At 49.8% G+C, this 21,585-nt stretch carries 17 protein-coding genes and 1 pseudogene; all 18 read left to right on the top strand.

Annotated elements, in window-relative coordinates; genetic code table 11:
• Positions 1-284: 284 nt before the first annotated feature.
• The 18 genes and pseudogenes from ACSTTG_RS13100 (at position 285) to ACSTTG_RS13015 (ending at position 21,557) form a co-directional block, all read left to right on the top strand.
• Positions 285-2,174 carry a DUF294 nucleotidyltransferase-like domain-containing protein gene (locus ACSTTG_RS13100; protein ID WP_438475128.1) on the top strand — a complete coding sequence of 630 codons (1,890 nt, stop codon included), beginning with the start codon at positions 285-287 and terminating at the stop codon, positions 2,172-2,174.
• Positions 2,175-2,187: 13 nt separating this feature from the next.
• On the top strand, positions 2,188-2,904 hold the full coding sequence (locus tag ACSTTG_RS13095) for a 3'-5' exonuclease (RefSeq protein ID WP_438459637.1): 717 nt from the start codon (positions 2,188-2,190) through the stop codon (positions 2,902-2,904).
• A 111-nt stretch (positions 2,905-3,015) separates the two neighbouring features.
• Positions 3,016-3,555 (top strand): heme NO-binding domain-containing protein, encoded by a 540-nt coding sequence (locus tag ACSTTG_RS13090; RefSeq protein WP_438475127.1) that lies wholly within the window; start codon positions 3,016-3,018, stop codon positions 3,553-3,555.
• A 43-nt stretch (positions 3,556-3,598) separates the two neighbouring features.
• Entirely contained in the window at positions 3,599-5,311 is a 1,713-nt protein-coding gene (locus ACSTTG_RS13085) for an ATP-binding protein (RefSeq protein WP_438475126.1), read from the top strand.
• A gap of 163 nt (positions 5,312-5,474) precedes the next feature.
• On the top strand, positions 5,475-5,834 hold the full coding sequence (locus tag ACSTTG_RS13080; protein WP_438475125.1) for an STAS domain-containing protein: 360 nt from the start codon (positions 5,475-5,477) through the stop codon (positions 5,832-5,834).
• Positions 5,835-5,899: 65 nt separating this feature from the next.
• On the top strand, positions 5,900-6,727 hold the full coding sequence (locus tag ACSTTG_RS13075; protein WP_438475124.1) for an OmpA family protein: 828 nt from the start codon (positions 5,900-5,902) through the stop codon (positions 6,725-6,727).
• Between the two features lie 67 nt (positions 6,728-6,794).
• Positions 6,795-8,813: pseudogene (locus ACSTTG_RS13070) on the top strand (SLBB domain-containing protein); the annotation flags it as partial.
• Positions 8,813-9,520, top strand: a complete 708-nt coding sequence (locus ACSTTG_RS13065) for a Clp1/GlmU family protein (protein ID WP_438475123.1) — start codon at positions 8,813-8,815, stop codon at positions 9,518-9,520. The pseudogene ACSTTG_RS13070 and the gene ACSTTG_RS13065, both read left to right, overlap by 1 nt.
• Before the next feature lie 43 nt (positions 9,521-9,563).
• Positions 9,564-9,923 carry an Hpt domain-containing protein gene (locus ACSTTG_RS13060; RefSeq protein ID WP_438459580.1) on the top strand — a complete coding sequence of 120 codons (360 nt, stop codon included), beginning with the start codon at positions 9,564-9,566 and terminating at the stop codon, positions 9,921-9,923.
• A gap of 47 nt (positions 9,924-9,970) precedes the next feature.
• Positions 9,971-11,431, top strand: a complete 1,461-nt coding sequence (locus ACSTTG_RS13055) for a sigma-54-dependent transcriptional regulator (protein WP_438459581.1) — start codon at positions 9,971-9,973, stop codon at positions 11,429-11,431.
• Between the two features lie 18 nt (positions 11,432-11,449).
• Entirely contained in the window at positions 11,450-12,532 is a 1,083-nt protein-coding gene (locus ACSTTG_RS13050) for a glycosyltransferase family 4 protein (RefSeq protein ID WP_438475122.1), read from the top strand.
• A 334-nt stretch (positions 12,533-12,866) separates the two neighbouring features.
• Positions 12,867-14,120, top strand: coding sequence for a glycosyltransferase (locus ACSTTG_RS13045; protein ID WP_438459583.1), 1,254 nt, complete (start codon positions 12,867-12,869; stop codon positions 14,118-14,120).
• Positions 14,107-15,261, top strand: coding sequence for a glycosyltransferase family 4 protein (locus ACSTTG_RS13040; protein WP_438475121.1), 1,155 nt, complete (start codon positions 14,107-14,109; stop codon positions 15,259-15,261). The genes ACSTTG_RS13045 and ACSTTG_RS13040 overlap by 14 nt, the downstream gene beginning before the upstream one ends.
• Positions 15,258-16,769 (top strand): lipopolysaccharide biosynthesis protein, encoded by a 1,512-nt coding sequence (locus tag ACSTTG_RS13035; RefSeq protein ID WP_438475120.1) that lies wholly within the window; start codon positions 15,258-15,260, stop codon positions 16,767-16,769. Before ACSTTG_RS13040 ends, ACSTTG_RS13035 begins: the two co-directional genes overlap by 4 nt.
• A complete protein-coding gene (locus tag ACSTTG_RS13030; protein WP_438459586.1) occupies positions 16,766-18,151 on the top strand; it encodes an O-antigen ligase family protein in 1,386 nt (461 codons plus the stop codon). The genes ACSTTG_RS13035 and ACSTTG_RS13030 overlap by 4 nt, the downstream gene beginning before the upstream one ends.
• Positions 18,152-18,272: 121 nt before the next feature.
• Positions 18,273-19,022, top strand: a complete 750-nt coding sequence (locus ACSTTG_RS13025; protein WP_438475119.1) for an acyltransferase — start codon at positions 18,273-18,275, stop codon at positions 19,020-19,022.
• Positions 19,015-20,130, top strand: coding sequence for a glycosyltransferase (locus ACSTTG_RS13020; RefSeq protein WP_438475118.1), 1,116 nt, complete (start codon positions 19,015-19,017; stop codon positions 20,128-20,130). The genes ACSTTG_RS13025 and ACSTTG_RS13020 overlap by 8 nt, the downstream gene beginning before the upstream one ends.
• Positions 20,127-21,557 (top strand): GumC family protein, encoded by a 1,431-nt coding sequence (locus ACSTTG_RS13015; protein WP_438459589.1) that lies wholly within the window; start codon positions 20,127-20,129, stop codon positions 21,555-21,557. The genes ACSTTG_RS13020 and ACSTTG_RS13015 overlap by 4 nt, the downstream gene beginning before the upstream one ends.
• Positions 21,558-21,585 lie beyond the last annotated feature (28 nt).

Here is a 21,585-nt window from a genome sequence, read left to right as displayed (position 1 = left end):
TTGCCACTAATATAATCATGACTACAAACAAACTCTCATTAGGGTGCCTTTAAATTAGATCATTAATTAAATTAACGTTATATTAGTCATGCAGGCAACAAGCTTTGGGTTACTACTGTCTGTTGTTGTGCCTCCATAATATATTTTTCATCACGGAAATAATCGACTATTGCCCATGTGTCGGTATTAGATATCATTGCTCTATCACTATACAAAAGTGGTCACTGAAGCTAACATGCTACCCTTACAAAAGGCACCACACCGTTCAGCAAAAAGGACAGTTCATGGAAATTGAACTACTCGAAATCCAGAGTTTCTTATCTAGCCACCACCCATTCGATGAACTTCCAGAAGAGGTTATGCAGCACATTACGCAAAATGTGGAGATCTCGTATTTTCGTGCTGACTCACCAATCATTCATTTGGGTGACCCGATTCATGACCTGTACGTGGTACGAAGCGGCGTGGTAGAGGTTTACCGACGTAAAGGGGAACTTTACAACCGTCTTGATGAAGGCGATATGTTTGGGCAGATGGGACTGCTAACCAACAACAAAGTGCGCTTTCCTGCCAAGGCAATCGAAGACACGCTGGTTTACTGTATTCCTCAAGAAATCTTCCAGCAGTTGTATGACGAGTTCGACACCTTTGCCGACTTTGTCGAGATAGACGACAAGGTTCGTCTGCGTAATGCCGTATCAACCTCTAATGAGCAAAATGACCTCTCGACAGTAAAAGTGCGTTCTTTGCTCAGCGGCGATGTACACACCATCAACAGGGATGAGACGATTCAAGCCGCCGCTATCATAATGGCTGAGCAATCAGTTTCATCTCTTTTGGTAATGAACCCAGAAGTACTTGATGACGACGAAGATGACCAGCAAGCAATGATCGGCATCGTCACTGACCGTGACCTTTGTACTCGCGTGCTCGCCACCGGACTTAACCCACAAGACAAGCTTGAGAAAGTCATGACCACTGAGGTGATCTCTCTCGACCACAACGCCTATGTCTATGAAGCTATGCTAACCATGCTGCGCTATAACGTCCACCATTTGCCTGTGATGAAAAATCGCGAACCGATTGGGGTAATTGAGACCACCGATATCGTTCACTATGAATCCCAAAACTCGCTGCTGCTGGTGAGCAGTATTTTCCAACAGCAAACCATAGACGACCTGGTCGCCATCTCAGAGCAAGTCAAAGACAGTTTTGTTCGCTTGGTCAATGAGGACGCCAACTCTCACATGGTCGGCAGTGCGATGTCCGTGATTGGCCGCTCATTTAAGCAGCGTATCATCGAACTGGCAGAAGAAGAATTTGGTGAGCCCCCTGTTCCCTACTGCTTTTTAGCGCTCGGTTCGATGGGGCGTGATGAGCAGTTGATCGTCACTGACCAAGATAATGCCATCATCCTCGATGACAGTTACGATGCCGAACTGCACGGCGCCTATTTTGCCAAATTTGCCAATTATGTATGCGAGGCATTGGACAAGTGTGGCTATAGCTATTGCACTGGCGAAATCATGGCAAGTAACCCGATGTGGCGCATGACCCGCAAAGAGTGGGAAGCCTGTTTTGCCGACTGGATTGATGACCCCAACCCTAAAGCCCTACTTAACGCATCGATTTTCTTTGATCTCGACGGAGTCTATGGACGACTCAAGTGGGCGGAGCAGCTGAACGGCTTTATCCTGCGTCGTGCACGCAAAAATAACCGCTTTTTGGCCTGCCTTGCGCGCAATGCCCTCAATCGAACGCCGCCTTTGGGCTTTTTCCAGAGTTTTGTGATGGAGAAAGATGGCCAGCATCGTAACTCGATCAACCTTAAGCGCCGTGGTACTGCACCATTAGCGGATCTAATCCGTGTTCATGCACTCGCTGTTGGCTCGCGAGCAAAGAATTCCTTTGAGCGATTAGATGACATTATTGATGCCAATATCCTGCCAAAAGGCCGCGCTAAAGACTTGCGTGATGCAATGGAGTTCATCTGTATGGTGCGTATCCGCCACCAAGCGCTCGATGTCGAGGGAGGGATCGAGCCTGACAATAATATTGAGCCCGATAATCTGTCTGACTTCGAGAGACGCAACCTTAAGGATGCCTTCCAGATCCTAAGCGCCGCGCAGAATTTTCTCAAATTCCGCTACCAAGCCAGCAATCACTTTAGATGAGACGCCACCGATGATATCAAGATTAATCGAAGCTCCGGCGATTGACTGGAAAGGCAAGTTTGCTCAGCGCGCGAAACGCTGCCAGCATATGGGACTGCAATCATTTTACCGCTCTCCACTGCCAGCCGATGACACTCCGATGTGCGAGGTGAAGTTTCTTGCGATGGACTTTGAAACTACCGGGCTCGATTGTAAAAATGACAGCATTATCTCGATTGGCGTCGTCCCCTTTGATCTCAATCGAATTTACCTGCGTCAAGCACAAGAGTGGAAAGTTCGTCCACAACAAAAGCTAAGTGAAGACTCTGTTGTCATCCATGGTATTACCCACTCTGATCTCATTGACGCCCCCGATTTTGAGGATGTAATTGATGATGTTCTTTCGACCATGCAGGGCTTTGTCCCCGTAGTGCATTATCACCGCATTGAACGCGACTTTCTCGACCATGAGTTTCGCCGCCGCTATAACGAGGGCGTTGAGTTCCCGCTAATCGATACGATGGCGATTGAATCTTCGATACAACAGCGCAAGAACGGCAGCCTTTTCAAGCGCCTATTAGGTAAACACCCTGAGTCAGTACGTTTAGCCAAATCACGTGAGCGCTACGGCTTGCCGCAATACTCCCCCCATCATGCCTTAACCGATGCAATTGCCACGGCTGAGCTGTTACAGGCGCAAATCCATCACAATCAGTGGCATCAGGACCGTCTTAAAGACTTTTGGATCTAAAAATCGAGACTCTTGGCTGTAGTTTATTTGAGTTCTAGCTAATCAATACTATATCTACTGTATGGGTTAGTTATTGTAAGTACTCAAATTTTCATTGCCGCGGGAGTCTTTATGAAAGGGATCATATTCACCGAATTTTTGGAGCTGGTCGAGCGCGAATTCGGTTTAGAGGTGGTTGACCAAATCCTCGACCTCTCCGAGGATGAGGGCATCTACACCGCAGTTGGCAGCTATGACCATCGACTGCTGGTTAAGTTGATTGTCAATTTGAGTAAAACCACCGAAATCCCCGCAGAGAAGTTGCAGGAAGTGTTTGGTGAGACGGTGTTTATCAACTTGCTTGCCACTTTGCCCGATAAAGCCGCTTTGCAAGACTGCAGCCACTGCTTCGAATTTGTCCGGCATGTGGAAGAGTACATTCACGTAGAGGTGAAAAAGCTCTACCCGGATGCGCAGCCACCCACCTTCGAGTTCATTTCTGAAAGTGAAACTGAATTGGTGTTCGATTACAAGAGTGCACGCTGTATGGCGCATGTTTGTCTTGGACTGCTCAAAGGGTGTGCCAATCACTTTGAACAGCAAATCGATGTTGCGATGCGGTCACAGAATGAACAAGGTAGTGATGTTCGCTTTACGGTCACAACGGCTTAGCTCTAGCTGAACGCGCGGCATTACAGAAGTTGAAGGTGTCCCATTGAGCTCTGACAACAAGCCACCTATTTCAACCAGAGCGCTCGAGCGAAAGCTTGCGCGGGAGAATGCTGCGCGCAAGCAAGCTGAGCAATTACTGGAGGAAAAAAGCCTCGATCTCTACTATGCCAATCAAAAACTGGAGGTTGCCCTCACCCAACTAGAGAAAGCCTCGGCCGAGAATATCGTCAAACTCGAATTTCAGCAGCAGATTGACTCGCTGCTGATCTACTTTGGTCAAGCGTTCTTAAATCATCACCTTGATGATGTCCTGATCTCTAACCTCGTCGCGCGCATCATCGAAATGCCCGCCGTCGCCAACGTATACATCGGCCTCAACGATCACCTCTTACCTAGTCTACAAAAGCCCTTTTATGGTCAACAGGACCTGGCGAAGGACTTTAACAAAACACACTGGCAAGACGACCGTTTCTTTATGCTGCTTAAAGCTCAGCGCAAGATCATTGGTCGATTGGTGATTAAGCTCGATGAGACCGAGCTCGAATCAGACTTTGTCCAGCGCTCATTTCAACTGATTGGCGATCTGCTCAGTGGCGCGGTCAATCGTCAGTTAATTATCGTGACCAATATTGAATCACGCAAAAAAGCTGAACAATCTGAGCAAGCAACGCGCGATTTCGTCGCCATGATCAACCATGAACTGCGCACGCCACTCAATGGGCTGCTCGGTAGCTCTGAGCTACTTCAGCAAACCACGCTTGATGAGCAGCAACTTGAGCTCGTCAACAACTTAGCCCAGTCAGGTGAATTCTTACGCGTAATCATCAATGATCTGCTTGATTTCAGCAAAATCAATGCAGGCATGTTTGAGCTGATCCCCAGCGAGTTCGAGTTTGAAACCTTGTTCAAGACACTCAACAGTATTTTCGAGCCTAAAGCGCAAGAGAAATCCCTGACCTTTAGCATTAGCCAAAACACCAAATTACCAAAGGTGGTGCTGGGGGATTTGGAGAGGATCACGCAAATCTTCGTTAACCTCATCGGCAACGCAATCAAATTTACCGATTCGGGCGCAGTCAGCGTGCGTTTTTCCTGGTCAGCGGAGGTATTGAGCTTTGAGGTCGAGGACACAGGTATTGGGATAGATGAGCAAGCAAGGGCCAAGCTCTTTCAACCCTTTACCCAGGCTGATCGCTCAAGTAAGCGCAACTTTGAGGGCACAGGTTTAGGGCTTGCTATTTGCCATCAGTTAATCGAGATGATGGGCGGCGATGTCGACCTCACCAGTGAGGTTGGAGTGGGTACATGTTTTTTTGGCACTATTCCGCTCAAACTGATCAGTCAAACCAAGTCCTCTGCGCCTAAAGCCCCTGAAGAAGCGGCCGCAGTGATCCCTGAAAACCTGTCGCTGCTGGTGGTTGAAGATATAAAAATGAATCAGCTGATCATTAATAAAATGCTCGAGAAAATTGGCGTCTGCGCGGATATCAAAGACAACGGTGTCGAGGCGGTAGAAGCAGTAAAAAACAAAGACTACGACCTGATCTTTATGGATTGTCGCATGCCAATCATGGATGGCTTCGAGGCCACCAGCAAGATTCGCGAGCTTGGTTTTCAGCGTCCGATTGTTGCCCTCACTGCCAGCACTACCGCCGCTGAGCGCGAGCTGTGTATCGAATCGGGTATGAACGATATTTTGACTAAGCCTTATCGAGCTGACGAGATAACAGGCGCTCTCGCAAAATGGTTGAGTTAATTTCTCAAAATGAGAAACACACCATGATTGAGCTAGATTAAATTTCTCAATTTGAGAAAAACACGACTAGACTTATTTAAGTTCATGTATTTGAAGAGAAATAGAAGTTGGCACACTAGATGCTTTGTAGAGACCATCGGACACGTTATTAGGAGATAACACCATGGAACTACATACAACCGCTCTAAACGACAACGTACTTTCTCTAGCGATTTTGGGTGACTTTGACGCTTCTGGGAGCAAACAAGCCCAAGTCTGCATCGACAAGCTGTTACAAGATGACGCACACCGAGAGATAGAGATCGACTTGCAACACGTCAATTTTCTCGATTCATCGGGCATTGGCGCCATTGTTTACTTCTACAAGCGTTTGGTTGAAGCCGAGCGCGAGATGAGAATTGAGAATGTCCATGGTCAGCCGCTTAAAATGATGGAGCTGCTGCGCATTGGTCAGGCGATTCCTCTCAATAAAAAAGTAGCCCAGAATTCATCGGTACAAGGAGAATTGTCTGTTGCACATTAAAAACCAGACTCCTTGGCCCAGACAAAATAACCATGAAAGAATGTCGTCGCAAGGAGCATTACGTCATGAAGTTAGTCAACATCAGTACTATGGTGGTAGCAGCCGCGTCACTTATCCTAGTGGCAGGTTGCACCAGCTACCCTGAAGAAGGCAATGGCGGTTTGGGTGAATATACCGCTGTGTCGGATTTTTCTCCTGTACTTCCCGACGAACCACTAGGCCCAGAGCATGGCCTACGCTTTGACTTTCACCTAACTAAGCTGCAACTCGACGCCTTAATCCAGCAAGGCGCGGAGTGGTGCTTTCCCGCCAGTGTCGTGCAGGCCAAGACCAAAGAAAATCGCATCGCCCGAGAGCTCGAAGGACAGCTGCTCATCGATGCCGCCAACGACATCATTATTCAGCGCAAAAACTTATCTCTACTAGAACGTCGGCTTGACTACGTGACCGATCACGCCGAGTGTGTCCCCCCTGAGCAAAACATTGCGTTTCAAAGCGAAGTCGCGGTGATTAACCAGCTGGTTGCACTACTGAATATCGACAATCAATTCGCGGTAGACTCAATTGAAATCAATCCCAAATACATGGGCAACTTGGCTGAGTCAGCCAATATTCTCAAGCAGTATCAATACTTAAACTTAACCGTCACCGGTCATGCCGATGCAACCGGATCGGCTGAATATAATGACAAGTTGGCTATGGGACGCGCCCAGCAAGTGGGCCGCTACTTAACCATATTTGGTTTGTCACCCAATCGAATTCAAACCGTCTCTGTGGGTGAAACCCTACCCCTGTTTGAGGGCGATACACCCGGAGTGCGCCTGACCAACCGCCGAGTCAGTGTTGATGTTATCTCAACTCGCTCGCAGGGGGGTGGCTATGAGAAGCGCTAGGCTGTGGTTACTGCTTGCCTGCTTGCTGACCTCCTTGCTTAGCCCGCTCTCAGGATTGGCAAGCCCGGTGCAAATCGGCGATCTTATCCAGATAAATCTACCCGGCGAGTCAACCCTCAACCAAGGCTTTCAGGTCGATAAAACCGGGCGAATCAGCCTACCAGAGGTGGGATTAACCTATGTTGCAGGCTATGACGATCAGCAACTTGAGCGAGTGATTACTGACGCCTTGAGTGGCGCTTTTCGTGACTTATCCAACCTGCGCGTATTTGTCTCCGAGCGACAAATTCTTATCTCAGTGCAAGGCTATGTGCGCTCGCCTGGAGAATATACCTTGGCAGAAAGCTCAACCGTGCAGATGGTGCTCTATGCGGCGGGAGGCCTGCGTCCCGGGGCGCAACTGGATAAACTGCAGCTCAAACGTGGAGCTGAAACCACCGAGTTCAACTACAAGCTATTTTTAGATACCGGAGATAGTGACGCTCTGCCTACCCTGCGCTCGCTCGACGCGATTTTTGTTCCCGCTTCACCTTTGGTCGGCAATATCGAGCAAGAGTTTGACGCCGCCAAGCTCGCGAATGCAGGGGACAGTGCCGATGCCCGTATGGCAATCAAGGTTTTCGGTGAAGTCAACGCACCCGGCTCGTTTAGCTATAAGCCCGACACCGATTTGGTTGACATCCTGATGCGTTCTGGCGGCGTAACCCGCTATGCCAGCGTTGAGCAAATCCGCGTGATCTCGGATAACACACCAACGCTTTTTAACCTCAAGCAATACCTTGATAGCGGCGATTCTTCACTACTGCCGACTATCGCGCCGGGGGCGACGGTATTCGTACCCAAAACCGAGGAAGAGATCAAAGCGGGCGCTAATACCGTCTACGTCATGGGCGAAGTCGCTGCTCCAGGTGCCTTTGAAGGCAACAAAGGCGCAACCTTTATGGATATCCTTGCCAATGCGGGCGGTCCTACTCGCTTTGCCGAGTCACGCCAGATTCGAGTGCTCAAATCTAGTGGCGAGGTCATTCGCTTTGATTTGACAGCGTATACTGAGGGGTTAAATGGCCTGAAACCACCGAGTATTCAACCTGGTGATGCCATCTTTGTCCCGGAAAAGACTGACATGAACGAGAAGTCCTGGCTTAAGATCTCGCCTGATCGCGCCGTGAATGTGATCGGTGAGGTGGTGAGACCTGGTAGAATCGAGTGGTCAAGCGAAATGGATCTTATGGACCTGCTCGCGCATGTTGGCGGCCCGACTCTGCGTGCTGATACCACACGTCTTGAGATTGCCACCGGTAAGGGCCCGGTTGTGGTGTTTGATCTCGACGCCTACATCAAAAATGGTGCGCGTCGCAGTGAACTCCCCGAGGTCATTGCTGGCACAATCGTCCGCGTTCACGACTTACCCCAAGATCCCTCTGATAATAAATCGCAGTGGGTTCGACAAAGCTCAGATGCCTCAATCTACGTGTTTGGCCAAGTCAATGCCCCCGGGCGCTATCGCTTCACGCGTGAGATGCACCTACTCGACATCTTAGCTGCCGCCGATGGACCCACTAAGGATGCTGATATTCACAATATCCGCGTCACCCATAGAGATGCTCCCTACAGCCGAGTCAGTAAGCTGAATCTCTCGCTCTACTTTGAGACCGGCGATGAGTCCATCTTGCCGCAGGTGGTACCAGGCGATACGATTTTTATTCCAGAAAAAGACCGAAATTGGCTAGACAACTCCAAAGAATCCACGGTGCGCGTGCTTGGTGCAGTGCATAACCCCGGTCGCTATGTGTTCAACGATAACATGACCATTCTTGACCTGATTGCGGAAGCCGGTGGGCCATCGGAGTATGCCTATCTTGAAAAAATCAGCGTGGTGAATCTGTCGTGCTGCCATAACCAAGCGCGTACGTTTGATCTTATCGAGTTCAGTAAAACGGCTGATTTTCGCAGTCTGCCCGTCATTAGAGCCGGTGACACTGTATTTATTCCCAACCGCAGTGACAGCTTTGTCGAGAAGGCGCGTAACGCCCTTGATGACGTACTGCGCCTTGCCACAGTGATTGTGCTGGTAGGAGCGTTGTAATGAGTATTACCAGTATTCATGCAGAGCTAGAACAGGTGTTTATCAAGCTTGAGCTTGCCGGCGCGCGCTCGGTGTGTGTCTCTGCAGTAAAAAGCGGCGCTGGTGCCACCAGCCTCGCCTCTGCACTGGTCGAACGCTATCTGTTTGCCGGTTACAAAACGCTGCTAGTGGATTTTAATCTGTTTAATCCATCATTTAGCCCACTGCCCCTGCCAAGTCAAGGCCCCCTGTCGAGCCAAGGCAATGAACAACCGCTTATCGTACGCGATGAAACCCAGCAAGTGTTTTGCGGTATAGCCAGCCCCAAAGAGCGCTCCATGCAAATGCTTTATCGCGACCCAAACAGCCTCAAACAGCGCGTTGCTCATTGGTCACAAGAGTATGACCGAATTGTGTTTGATACCTGTGCATTAAGCGATACCAGTCAGTTTTCGATCCCCACCGCCTCCATTGCCCATGTAACGGATGCCACCCTATTAGTGGTCTCTGGTGGGGAGACGACAGAAGAGGAACTCAAGGCTGCCATTGAACAACTGCAGACCACCGATGCCAACATTGTCGGTATCATTCTTAACCAACATAATCAATCACAATTGGCTGATGAGCTTGTACGTGTCGCCGACAAGGGTCGGCTATTGACGCCTTCACTCAAACAGCGAATCAAAAATTGGCTGCGTCGCACGTCTTTGTTCCGACAGGCGGTCTAAGCTGATGATGATTATTATAAAAAATGACAAAGGATTTTAGATTATGGCTTATACATCTATGCCCATTTTGGACCAGCAAGCGATAGAGCAAATGATCAGTGACACCGGCCCTGAGGTAGTGCCGCTAATTATCGATAGCTACTTGCAAGAATCGGAGCAACGTTTGGCCAACATTGATAAAGCCGTGGAGCAATCCGACTGCAAGATGCTCGAGTTTGAGGCGCACACTCTTGGCAGCACGTCACTGGCACTCGGCGTTCAAGCGCTTGGGTTATTAGCACGCGAGATAGAGCAGCGGTGTCTAGAAGGCGACCATGCCAAAGCGTTTGCCCTGCATGCTGAAGTCAACCAGGTCGCTCTGCAATCGCGAAGTGCGTTAGAGACGCTCAAGCAAACACTATAGCGAGCTCTACATTAGATGTCATTTGGCTTTATCTACAAGGACGTGTTATGAGACCCAAAGTATTATTAGTTGAAGACTCCACCTCGCTGGCCATATTGTACAAACAGTATGTTAAAGATGAGCCCTACGACCTTTTCCATGTCGAGACGGGACGCGAAGCAAAGAATTTTATTGAAAACCAAAAGCCACAATTGGTGATCCTTGACCTCAAACTTCCTGACACGTCTGGTGAGGAGATCCTTGACTGGATTGTCGAGAATGAATTCCCAGTGAGCGTGATTATTGCTACGGCGCATGGCTCGGTCGATATCGCAGTCAACCTAATCCAAAAAGGCGCAGAAGACTTCCTTGAGAAGCCAATCCAGGCAGATAGGCTCAAAACCTCGGTGCAGCTTCATCTCAAGCGTAAAAAGCTCGAAACCTTAGTCACTAAACTCGAGACTGAGTTTGATCGCACTAACTTTCATGGGTTTATTGGTTCAAGTCTAGAGATGCAGGCTGTCTACAAGACCATCGAGTCTGCTGCCCCAACCTCTGCTAGCGTATTCGTTCATGGTGAGAGTGGCACGGGTAAGGAAGTCACCGCTGAAGCTATCCATCGTGAAAGTACTCGTGCTAACAAGCCCTTTGTCGCCATAAACTGTGGTGCTATTCCCAAAGACCTGATGGAAAGTGAGATTTTTGGTCACGTCAAAGGTGCATTCACCGGTGCCACTAGCGATCGTAAAGGCGCAGCGATGCAAGCCAATGGCGGGACCTTGTTCCTCGATGAGTTGTGCGAGATGGAACTGGAGATGCAGAAGAAATTGCTGCGCTTCTTGCAAACGGGCACCTTCACCCCTCTTGGTGGCACCCGTGAAGTCAAAGTCGATTGTCGGATCATCTGTGCTACCAACCGTGATCCCCTGAAAGAAGTGGCCGAGGGGCGCTTTCGCGAAGACTTGTACTATCGCGTTCACGTGATTCCGATTGAGCTACCGCCCCTTCGTGAGCGAGGAGGTGACATTGTCACACTGGCGACGCATTTTGTTAAGCTCTATGCCAAACAAGATGGCAAGAAATTCAAAGATCTCTCTAAGGAGGTGAAAAAACACCTGCTCAACTATCCATGGCCCGGTAACGTGCGCCAACTACAGAATATTATGCGCAATATCGTCGTGCTCAATGATGGCGATTACGTTGAAATGACCCACCTGCCACCACCACTTAATATGCCCACTGATGCCAAGCCAAAACCTGTCACTCAGCCAGTTAGGGTACCCGAGGTAGTGGAGACTGCCGAAGTCGATAACAGCGTCAGTGAATCAACTCCAGAGCCTGTGGCGCAGGCTAGTGTGCAGCCTTCTACGCCACAGCCAATCAAACCGATGTGGCAGGTCGAGCGCGAGACAATCCAAAATGCCATCGAGTTTTGTGATGGTAACGTGCTGAATGCCGCCGTGTTGCTCGACCTGAGCCCTTCGACAGTCTATCGCAAGAAACAGCAGTGGGAAGCGGAAGAGGGTTAACCCCTCAAGGAGGCGATCATGCGCGGTAAATCGGACGGCTTAACCCCAGCGAAACACGAGATCTGGTTGTTACTCGATAGCCTAAGTTTTGGCGGGATAGAAACTCATGTAGTTGAACTTGCGCGTGGATTAGCCACACACGGGGTGAAAGTCCGAGTTGTGCTGCTAAGCCAATTCAACCAACCCTCCGCCATCATCGAGCGATTGAATGCGGCTGGGCTTGCCTATTCATTCTTATGTGAATTGGCCAACGCGCCGAATACGCAAAGCTTTGTTAAGTTGGTGAGTCAGCTTCACCTCGCCATCACAAGGTTCTCGCCCGGTGTGTTGCATTCTCACGGCTATAAAGCAAGCCTGGTGAGCAAGCTTGCACGCGGTAGAACTCGGCAACTCTCCACCTTTCATGCGGGAGAAACGCCCAAGGGTCGCGTGCGACTCTATGATTCATTGGATAGGTACACGGCTTTTCTCTCATCTCGCGTGATTTCGGTCAGTCAGGGTGTTGCGGATAAACTTCCTAGCCCGAGTGTGGTCCTCAACAATTTCATTACCACCGAGACGATCCCAGCGTCAAGCGGGAAACAAATTGCGTTTGTCGGTCGACTCAGCCATGAAAAAGGGCCCGATATCTTGCTGCAAATCGCCAAGCAGACGCCTGACTTGTCGTTCGAGATTTATGGTGATGGCCCGATGCGTGAACAACTCGAACAGCACGCGTCACCCAATTGCCACTTTCATGGTTTTCAAGCAGATATGTCCGCGGTGTGGAAGCAGGTAGGCTTACTGCTGATCACTTCTCGTTTTGAAGGGTTGCCGATGACGGCTATCGAGGCAATGGCGCGAGGCATTCCAGTGATCAGTACACAGGTAGGAGCCATTGATCGCCTGATTGAGCATGAGCAAAATGGCTGGATTGTCCAAGATAGTGAGCAATTCCCCACCCTTATCGCAAACTGGCTCGCAACCTCCCCTGCTCGCCAGCAATCATTGAAGGACAAAGCACGCGAGACAGTTAAGGCGCAGTTTTCTGCCCAAGCGGTGATCCCGCAAGTCATGGCCCTTTATTCGCTTGATGCGTCCAGTCAACCGATCCATCGTTAGGAAGCACTTGGCCCCTGCATTTTGCTGCTATCGGTTATGGGATTCAGGTTGGCAACACGCTGGATGTATCGAGCAGTTTGCTTCTCAAAATGAGAAAACTGACGCGAAAACCAACTGGTCTCAACTTATCCACTTGCCTTGACTCGGATTACTTGGGTGCTAGTGCTGATATGCAATGGATTATTGATTAAATATCTGGCATTTAGCTTGCAGAACTAGGAGGGGAGATTTTGCATACAGGGGCGCGCAATGAAAACACTTTATAAATCAGCACTCCTCAAGGGTAAAACTTGGAATTGCCTTGGAACGAGACAACAACACGATTGGGATTAGCATGAAAAACAGGGTCAATATATTGATTGTTCATTACGGAGATGACTGGATTCGTGGCAGCGAAGTCATGCTGATTGAGTTGCTAAATGGCCTAGATGCGCGCTACGTGCCATTTTTGTGGACAAATAACCCATCTCTCGCCCAGCAGGTCGCAAGCAAAGGCATCCATATTGAGTGCACTCCCTTTCCAACCCTATGCTCTCTCTACCCCACAAAACGCAAACTAGACCTTCGCGCTGCTCACAAACTGTACCAGCGAGGACGAGCGCTTATCTCAGAACATAACATTGATTTAATTCATGTTTCTAGCGGGGCCCCCTGCCTATGGATGACGTTAGCCGCCCACCAGAGCCAAACGCCAATCCTTGCCCATTTGCACTGCCCTTACCCCTTACATGATCGGTTGACACTGGGACTGCACGCGGTGCCCACGACGCTTTGCGTCAGTCAGGCCGCTGCCAAACCCTTGCTTGATGAAGGCTACAGTCCGCAGCGAATGCGTATTATCCACAATGGTGTCACCGACCCCGACTTGCTGGGCATTTCCAGCATGGATATTCGCGTCCACTTAGGCTTAGAGCCCGAGGCAAAGGTACTGCTTAGTGTAGGCTCACTCATTGCTCGCAAAGGATTCGATAGATTAATAACGGCAATCAGCACCCTGAATCAACAGGGACACTCACATCACCTGGTTATCATCGGTGAGGGCCCTGAAAGGAATAATCTTCTTGCATTTGCGCGCGCTGCAAACGTTGAGCACCTGGTGCATTTGGTCGGCGAGCAAAATGATGTTCCACGTTGGCTGCACTCGGGGGTCGATATCTTTATCAGTGGTGCTCGCTGTGAAGCCTTTGGCTTGGTGCTTGTGGAGGCCGCGCTAGCGAAATTGCCGATCATCGCTCCATCGACTGGCGGGATAGTCGAGGTTATCGAGCATCAGCAAACTGGACTTCTCTATCCAAACGATCAGCAAGCGGTTGAGAAAATCTGTCAACACGTGAGCTGCTTATCGAACAACCCTGTATACGCTCTGCGTTTGGCGATCCGTGCACGAAAACATGCCAAACAGCATTTCTCTATCGAAAAGAACATTGCGCAAATTGAGCATGTCTATCAACAGTTACTGGACGCTCCACTGGAACGCCGCCCATTACTATCGCTCGCCTTTCTATGGTTGAAACCATTAAAAACCGTGGTGCAAAAACACTGGTTACCGCGCTTTTTTATCCAAGGATCTCGATATGAAAAATGCTAAGACACGCCACGTGATCGTATTTGATCCAATCCCATTCCACGGAGGCTCCAAAGTGGCGACTCGGCACGCGATGGAGCAAACGCGACCCGATATCCATTATCATGTGCTGTCAGCCAGTGCTGAAAGCTGGCGTGTGAGCCAAGCTAAAAATATTTTTATTCAGCAACTTATTATCCCGGCCAGGCTGGCAAACCAAACACAAGGCAAAGGCTATTGGTTAAAGCAGATGTACTTACTGCTTTGGCTGATGGCTTATACGCTCTGCGTGGCGTTGTGCAATATCAGTAAGCCCGATAAGCTGCTTTTGGCATCGGGCCCTGGCGTCGACTTTGCCGGTTATGTGTTTGCGCACCTGACCGGACTGAGCGCTGTGCAGTTAGTTCATGGTTCGGTTGGTGCCAGTCGGGTCTCACGCTGGTGCGTTGCTCAAGGTCATAAGACCTTCTATCTCGACTCTGCCCAACAGAGCCTGCAAGCCCTTTTTGACCATCAAACCTTACCGGAGCACTTCGAGCCCTTTGTCAATGGACTACCCGGGTATCTGTGGCCACAGCAGGTCAAGCCCAGTGCCTTTGACTCTCCCCACCTATTCTGGGCGGCATCACTGCTAAAGTGGAAAGGGCTAGACCTTTTGATTGATACCCTCAAATCCAATCAACTTAACCAACAGCTGAGCAGCACTATCTGCTATATCCGTCCACAAAAAACCACGGCAGAGATCACCAAAGCGCCTGTGAGCCTGCCAAACTGTCATTGGCATGAATCGCCCAACAACCTTGATGATTTGCGCGCGCTAGCCAATATCTACGTCTCTACCAGCCAGCAAGAGCCCTTCGGCCTGTCTACCCTCGAGGCGATGGCCGCTGGCTTGATTGTTGTGATCCCTGCCGACGGCGCCTACTGGGATCGTCACCTGCAGCATGAGCACTCTTGCTTAAAATACCAAACTGGAGATGTCAACGATCTCAACCGAACACTGACTCATATCTGCGACAACCTTAAACACTACAAAAATATTGGCATTAATGGTCAGAAAATTGCAGAGGAGTATCGTGCAGAGGTGACCTATCGCGCTATTGCCTGCGCCTTAGAGCAACCTCCAAACTCGATACCGACCAAAGCAACCGGAGAATTATCATGATCAGCAGCGCCAGTGTGGTAAGTAAATGCAGAGCCCTACTCAGCTCTCAAGCGGGAGATATGCTCAGCTATGCAATTGCCCTGTTTTTTATGAAGGGGTTATCGCTGTTAATGCTGCCGATCATCACCCGCTACCTATCACCTGAGCAGCTAGGTCAGCTGGAAATATTAGCCGTAACCGGGGCGCTGTTAGGTATCTTGTTCTCACTAGCTTTGCATGAGGCCCTGTATCGATTCGCTGGTGAGGCGAAGGGCAAACAGCAAAGACAGATCGCCAACTATCTGTTTACACTTACCTTAGTTCTTTCTTTTTCGGCAACCTTGGTCATGGTTACCGCTATCTGGCAGTTCAGCTGGCCCAGTGAGTGGCAAATAGACAAGCGCCCATTTTTGATTTTATTCGGCTCACTGGGGATCGAGGGGGCACTGGCAATGGCGCTGGCTTGGCTGCGAATGCAAAATCGTGCCAAAACCTTCAGTATGATTTGCATCGTGACAAGCACATTGCAAGTCATAATGGTGATCACTTCACTTGAATTCGGTTTCGATATCGAGGGTGTTCTGCTATCTAGCTTCGTTGCTCACATACTTCAGCTCATATGGGTTGTGCAAACCAGTCGCTTGCGCCTGCGCGTACCAAACAGGGAGTTTATCCGTCAGTCGATTCGTTATTCTTCGCCCATTATGCTTTCTGGTTTGTGTGCATTTGGTCTCAACGGTGCAGAGCGTTGGTTTATCCTTGAGGGAGACTCTTTTGCCGTACTCGGTCAATACGCGATTGCCGCCAAGTTTGCCTTGGCGATGTGCATCCTAGTCCAACCCTTTGGGATGTGGTGGCTGCCCAAACGCTTTGCCATGCTGGAACAATCAACTCAGCGCACAGCAGCCATCACTGAACGGGGAATCGCCTACATCTGCTTTCTCGCCATCTCCGTGGTGGTCTTTGGTCGCTGGACGCTCGATTTGATCCTGACTCAAAGCTATTCACAAGCCGCGGAGCTACTCACTGGCGCTATCTTCATGGTGTTAGGCAAGGAGCTGTGTGAATTGGTCAATCTAGGGCTGCTCAAGCACAAGCGCTCTTCAACCCTGTTTTACATTAACCTTACGACCTGTACCTTGGCATTGGGGTGCGTTTCCTTGACTTATCAATATGGCGTATGGGCGGTCATGGTCATTATCGGCATAGCGCAAACCCTGCGCGCGGCAACCCTATATATCGCCAGCCAACGTAGCTATCGCTTACCATACAACACTGGCAAAATCTGTCTTATGGTAACGCTCACCCTATGCGGATTGATCTCGCTACATCAGACAAACTTGCTGCAGTTTCATTTGCTTATCTGGCTTGTCTACAGCGTCGTGTTGGCCTCAATCACTATGCCAGACTTATTCAAACGAATGCCAGACTTGTTCAAACAATTGACGAGTGCCCCTGGTAACTGGTTAGTGAGTAAGCGCCTCAGTCGCGAGCAAAAAGAGGTTATCGATAGCGGAAAGCCGCTATGAAACACTCGCTGCTCACACCTGCCCCAATACTAACCGGTTTATTTGCCGTGTTGATTGCGGCATTGTGGGTACTTATTCCCCACCCGGCTTTAGTGGTCGTGCTTTGTGCGCTACCACTGGCGATTTTGGTGGTGATACGCCAGCTGTTTTGGTTTGTGATCCTGTTTGTGGTGTTCTCGTTTTTCCGTATTCATGAGGTCATCCCACAACTTATGCCGCTCAAACTGCCGCTATTGCTCTCACTGGGGGCACTAGCCTCTCTGTGCTGGCATGTGTTTATAAGTAGAACACTGGACCTGTATTGGCACCCTTCGATGAAATGGCTGGTGCTCTTCTGGGCACTGGTCACCATTGGGCTGTTATTCGCCTCTAACCGGGGGATTGCAATCAGTTCTTACAAATCGGTGTACTGGAAGATCATCATCATGACTCTGGCCATCATCTGGATTGTTAATAATAAGCAGCAGTTGACCCAAACTTGCTGGTTGATTGTTTGGTCGGGTCTGCTGGTGGCCAGTGTCGCACTCTATAATGCTCAAGCCGGGATTGGTCTAGTGGAAGGCTCACGCGTCACGATAGGACGCGCAATTGGCTCCATGCTTGGCGACCCCAATGATCTCGCCCTAGTATTGCTGTTCCCCCTGGCCTTTTCAGTCAGTTTTTTGTTTAACCCTCAACTTGGCTGGCTGCCACGCACCTTTGGGTTTATTGTTGCCGCCGCGCTGTCACTGTCCATCATCGAAACTCAAAGCCGTGGGGGACTGCTCGGCATGCTCACCGTGTATGGCATCTTTATGCAGCAGGCGATTAAATCTAAGCTCCTGCTCATCTCTATCGGCATCTGTGGCATGGCCTTTCTCTATGCGGTCGCGGGAATTTCAGATCGCGCCTCAGGCGGCGCCGCAGAAGAAGGTATCGATGCTTCAGCCATGGGCCGTTTGTATGCTTGGGAGGCGGCTGCGCGTATGTCTGTGGTCAACCCACTTACCGGAGTGGGTTTGAATAACTTTTATTCAAACTATTACTACTACAGCTCTCATTGGGATGGATTACCTCACGCGGTTCACAGTACTTGGTTTGGCGTGCTGGGTGAAACTGGCATGCTTGGACTGGCTGTCTTTATTGCGATGATTGTCTCGCTCGCTCGCACCGCAAAGCGCTCTTTGGATATCCTCAATGCCAGCCAATCTCCACCTCCCTACTTGGTTTCGGCATCCAAAGCTGTGTTGGCGGGTCTGATGGGCACCGTGGTCTCGGGGACTTTCCTCACTCAAGGCTTTGTCTGGCCAATTTATATCCTAGCTGCATTGATCATTTGCATCTCGACGATTGTTCAAAACGATTCTCAAATTGAGAAGGATAATCCTCGTCATATTAACTAGCTGTTTTTATTGGCTTAATTTTTTGGCACGTTATATGAAACACTCTTGATAACTCAGCGCAATTGGCTTCTCAATCTGACACAAGCTAATTAGCAAATTTCGATTACAAGAGGACGTCACCATGATGAATGCCCCGACCATGCAACTCAAACGTTGGCTAAAAAACAGCGACAGCCCTGTGGCCAAACGACTATTTGTTGTCGCCAAGCGCATCCGCGTGTGTGATTTACGCTACCCACGCCTAGTCAACAAACTGCTCTATACCAGCTACACACTTAGCCGTGATACATGGAGTAACCTCACTCGCATCTTAGTGCAAACACCAGCCTTTCGCGGTCGCTGTAACGCCTGTGGTGATCGCCTCTATCTTTACGCAGGCCTGCCGTTTATCTCCGGACCATTAAACATCGACGTAGGCAATGACTGCCGTATCTCGGGGCAAACCACATTTTCGGCCAGCAGCCACACCCCAAATCCGCGCCTAAGTATTGGCCACAATGTGGGAATTGGCTGGCAAACCACCATCGCCGTGGGAACTGAGGTCATCATTGAAGACAATGTCCGCATTGCGGGCAAAGCCAATCTATTCGGTTATTCCGGTCATCCACTCGATGCGCAGCGACGCGCTGCCGGAGCTCCCGATGATTTAGAACAAGTGGGTAGGATTATACTTAAGAAAGACTGTTGGCTGGCAACCAACGTGATCGTTAAAGCCGGGGTTACTATTGGTGAGGGTGCCATCATTGCGGCGGGTAGTGTGGTAACCGAAGATATTCCTGATTATGTTATCGCCGCTGGCGTGCCCGCTAAAGTGATCAAGACCCTAGACAAGGCAGCGCCTGAGCAAACATTGGAGGTGGACCATGCGTGATCTTATCGTTTTCGGTGAGGACTTTGCCGGTCTTCCATCCAGCACTCAACATTTGATTTCTAATCTTAATCCTGAGCGTAAGATACTGTGGGTGAACTCAATTGGGCTGAGAAAGCCGCGCATGACCACCAATGACGCAAAGCGGGTGGTACAGAAACTTGCAGGACGTGGCAAGCGAGATTTCCACGGCCAGGAGCAAGCGAAAACACCGAGTAATATTCATGTCGTTAATTTGCGCACTATCCCAGCACCAAGCCGTCCCTGGGAGCGCTCAGTAGCGAAAAATATGATGGTGGCGCAGCTTAAGCCTCTAATGGCAAAACATGGGTTTAAAGACCCAATCCTATGGTCATCCCTGCCCACTGCCGCCGATCTGGCCGGCGAGTTAGGTGAACGAGCAGTGGTGTATTATTGCGGTGACGACTTTGAGGCCTTGGCCGGTGTTGATCATACGACCATTGCGGAGCACGAACAAACCATGGTGACTAAGGCCGATATCGTCTTGGCTGCCAGTCAAAATATTGCCAACAAATTCCCCCATCACAAGACCCATGTCTTGCGCCACGGTGTCGATTATCAGCGCTTCGCTACGCCTGTACCACGCGCCGATGATTTGCCACAAGGCAAGCCGATAGCCGGTTTTTACGGCAGCCTATCGGAGTGGCTCGACTACGATATGATCAACGCGGCAGCTAGGGCGCTGCCTGACTGGAATTTTGTATTCATTGGTAAAAATGAGCTTAAGCAGCCAAAGCTTGAAAATTTGCCCAATATCCATCTACTCGGCGCAAAACCACACGCAGAATTACCACGGTACAGTCAACATTGGGAGGTGAGCCTGCTGCCGTTCAAAAATAATAAGCAAATCCAAGCTTGCAGTCCGCTAAAATTGCTAGAGTATATTGCAACGGGTAAGCCAGTGATACACACCCCTTTTCCAGCGGCGAGGCCCTATCAAGGCCAACTGAATCAGGTCACTAGCACACAAGAGTTGATTAATGCGCTACAACAACATTCGGAACTGGTAGCAACTCGTCCCGAATCTATCCAGCAGGAAAGCTGGGCATCACGAGCGATGTTCGTTGATTGGTTACTGGAGTTATTATGAGCGATTTAAAAGTAAGACTGACCTGTATCATCCTCGCAGCATGGCGTCGCCGTTGGGTCATATTGATCCCAATGTTAGTCTTACCGTTCGCAGCCGTTGGCGTGTCAAAACTGGCGGCGACACAGTATGTCTCTCACACCAGTATGCTGATCCAAGAAACCGCCAAGATGAATCCATTTTTGGAGGACATCGCCGTTGAGACCATGCTCAATGATCGACTCAATGCGGTGAAGACCCTGCTCAAAAGTCGTCACGTACTGACACTAGTGGCCACTGAGCGCAACCTGATCAATGCGCAAACCAGTGACGCAGAGAAAGACTACATTATTGGCAAAATTGCAGCCAACCTAACGGTGTCGCAAATGGGCAAGGACCTACTCAAGATCCAATACACCGCCTCAACGCCAGACGGGATGAAAGAGATGCTCGAGTCGGTCAGTGACCATTTTATCGAGCAGATCCTGGCGCCAGAGCGTTCCTCCATTCGTGACTCTAGCTCGTTTCTCGCCCAGCATATGGACAAGCGCTTTGCTGAGCTGCAAGCCGCTGAGCAGCGTCTGGCTGATTACACCAACCAAAACAATGCACTAACCCCAGAGCTTCAGTCACAAAGCTTTGCTCGTCTCGCCTCGTTGCAGCAGAGCCTAGCCGAAAAAGAAGCCGAGCTTTATGGCGTCGAAAGCAGCCTTGGTTCACTCGACCAGCAACTCTCACAGACCAACCCCGTGGTTGGTCGAATCGAAGAGCAGATCATTGAAACGCGCAGTGAGCTCACCCTGCTCCAAGCCAAATACACCGACAGCCACAGCTCCGTGCAGGCCAAGCTGCGCCAACTCGCTCGTTTAGAGCAGGAGCGCGAAGCGCTACTCACATCACAGCAACCAAACCTCAATACTGATCAGCTATGGGATATGGCGAGCAGTCAAAAATTTCAAACCAATAGTACTATGCAGCCCTTGTTAATGAGTCAACTGCAAAGCCTACAACAGGTTCGAGGGCGCTACGAGGCACTTAAGGAAGAGACGGCACGGATGCGCGACATGATCAATGAGCTTGAGCAGCAAACTCTTAGCTATGGCGACAACGTAAAGCAGTTCTACCGCCTACAACGTGATGTTGAGCTCAAGCGTGATCTGTATGAAGAGTTGCTACAACGGTATGAAATGGCAGAGCTTACCGGCTCGCTGGGTGAGTTTGAGCAAGACAAACGAGTCAAGATCATTGACTTACCCTACACACCAAGTCGCCCGTCTAACCTTCCGACTATTGTTTTTGTCATCGCTGGTATTTTTGGTGGACTTGCGCTCGGCATCGGCATCGCAGTTATCTTTGAGCTGTTTGATTCGACGATTCGTAATCCAGCAGACATTCGTAAACACACCAGTATCCCTGTGATCGCGACCTTACCCAACTTTAATCAGCCATAGAGTCAGATTCATTCTCAATATGAGAAAT

The organism is Vibrio glycogenivorans (assembly GCF_051660965.1).
Classification (GTDB): domain Bacteria; phylum Pseudomonadota; class Gammaproteobacteria; order Enterobacterales; family Vibrionaceae; genus Vibrio.
This window is presented reverse-complemented; position numbering and strand designations above follow the sequence as displayed.

Coding starts and splice junctions, on each gene's coding strand:
- ACSTTG_RS13100 (WP_438475128.1), top strand. CDS start 285: ATGGAAATTGAACTACTCGAAATCCAGAGTTTCTTATCTAGCCACCAC.
- ACSTTG_RS13090 (WP_438475127.1), top strand. CDS start 3,016: ATGAAAGGGATCATATTCACCGAATTTTTGGAGCTGGTCGAGCGCGAA.
- ACSTTG_RS13080 (WP_438475125.1), top strand. CDS start 5,475: ATGGAACTACATACAACCGCTCTAAACGACAACGTACTTTCTCTAGCG.
- ACSTTG_RS13075 (WP_438475124.1), top strand. CDS start 5,900: ATGAAGTTAGTCAACATCAGTACTATGGTGGTAGCAGCCGCGTCACTT.
- ACSTTG_RS13065 (WP_438475123.1), top strand. CDS start 8,813: ATGAGTATTACCAGTATTCATGCAGAGCTAGAACAGGTGTTTATCAAG.
- ACSTTG_RS13060 (WP_438459580.1), top strand. CDS start 9,564: ATGGCTTATACATCTATGCCCATTTTGGACCAGCAAGCGATAGAGCAA.
- ACSTTG_RS13055 (WP_438459581.1), top strand. CDS start 9,971: ATGAGACCCAAAGTATTATTAGTTGAAGACTCCACCTCGCTGGCCATA.
- ACSTTG_RS13050 (WP_438475122.1), top strand. CDS start 11,450: ATGCGCGGTAAATCGGACGGCTTAACCCCAGCGAAACACGAGATCTGG.
- ACSTTG_RS13045 (WP_438459583.1), top strand. CDS start 12,867: ATGAAAAACAGGGTCAATATATTGATTGTTCATTACGGAGATGACTGG.
- ACSTTG_RS13040 (WP_438475121.1), top strand. CDS start 14,107: ATGAAAAATGCTAAGACACGCCACGTGATCGTATTTGATCCAATCCCA.
- ACSTTG_RS13035 (WP_438475120.1), top strand. CDS start 15,258: ATGATCAGCAGCGCCAGTGTGGTAAGTAAATGCAGAGCCCTACTCAGC.
- ACSTTG_RS13030 (WP_438459586.1), top strand. CDS start 16,766: ATGAAACACTCGCTGCTCACACCTGCCCCAATACTAACCGGTTTATTT.
- ACSTTG_RS13025 (WP_438475119.1), top strand. CDS start 18,273: ATGATGAATGCCCCGACCATGCAACTCAAACGTTGGCTAAAAAACAGC.
- ACSTTG_RS13020 (WP_438475118.1), top strand. CDS start 19,015: ATGCGTGATCTTATCGTTTTCGGTGAGGACTTTGCCGGTCTTCCATCC.
- ACSTTG_RS13015 (WP_438459589.1), top strand. CDS start 20,127: ATGAGCGATTTAAAAGTAAGACTGACCTGTATCATCCTCGCAGCATGG.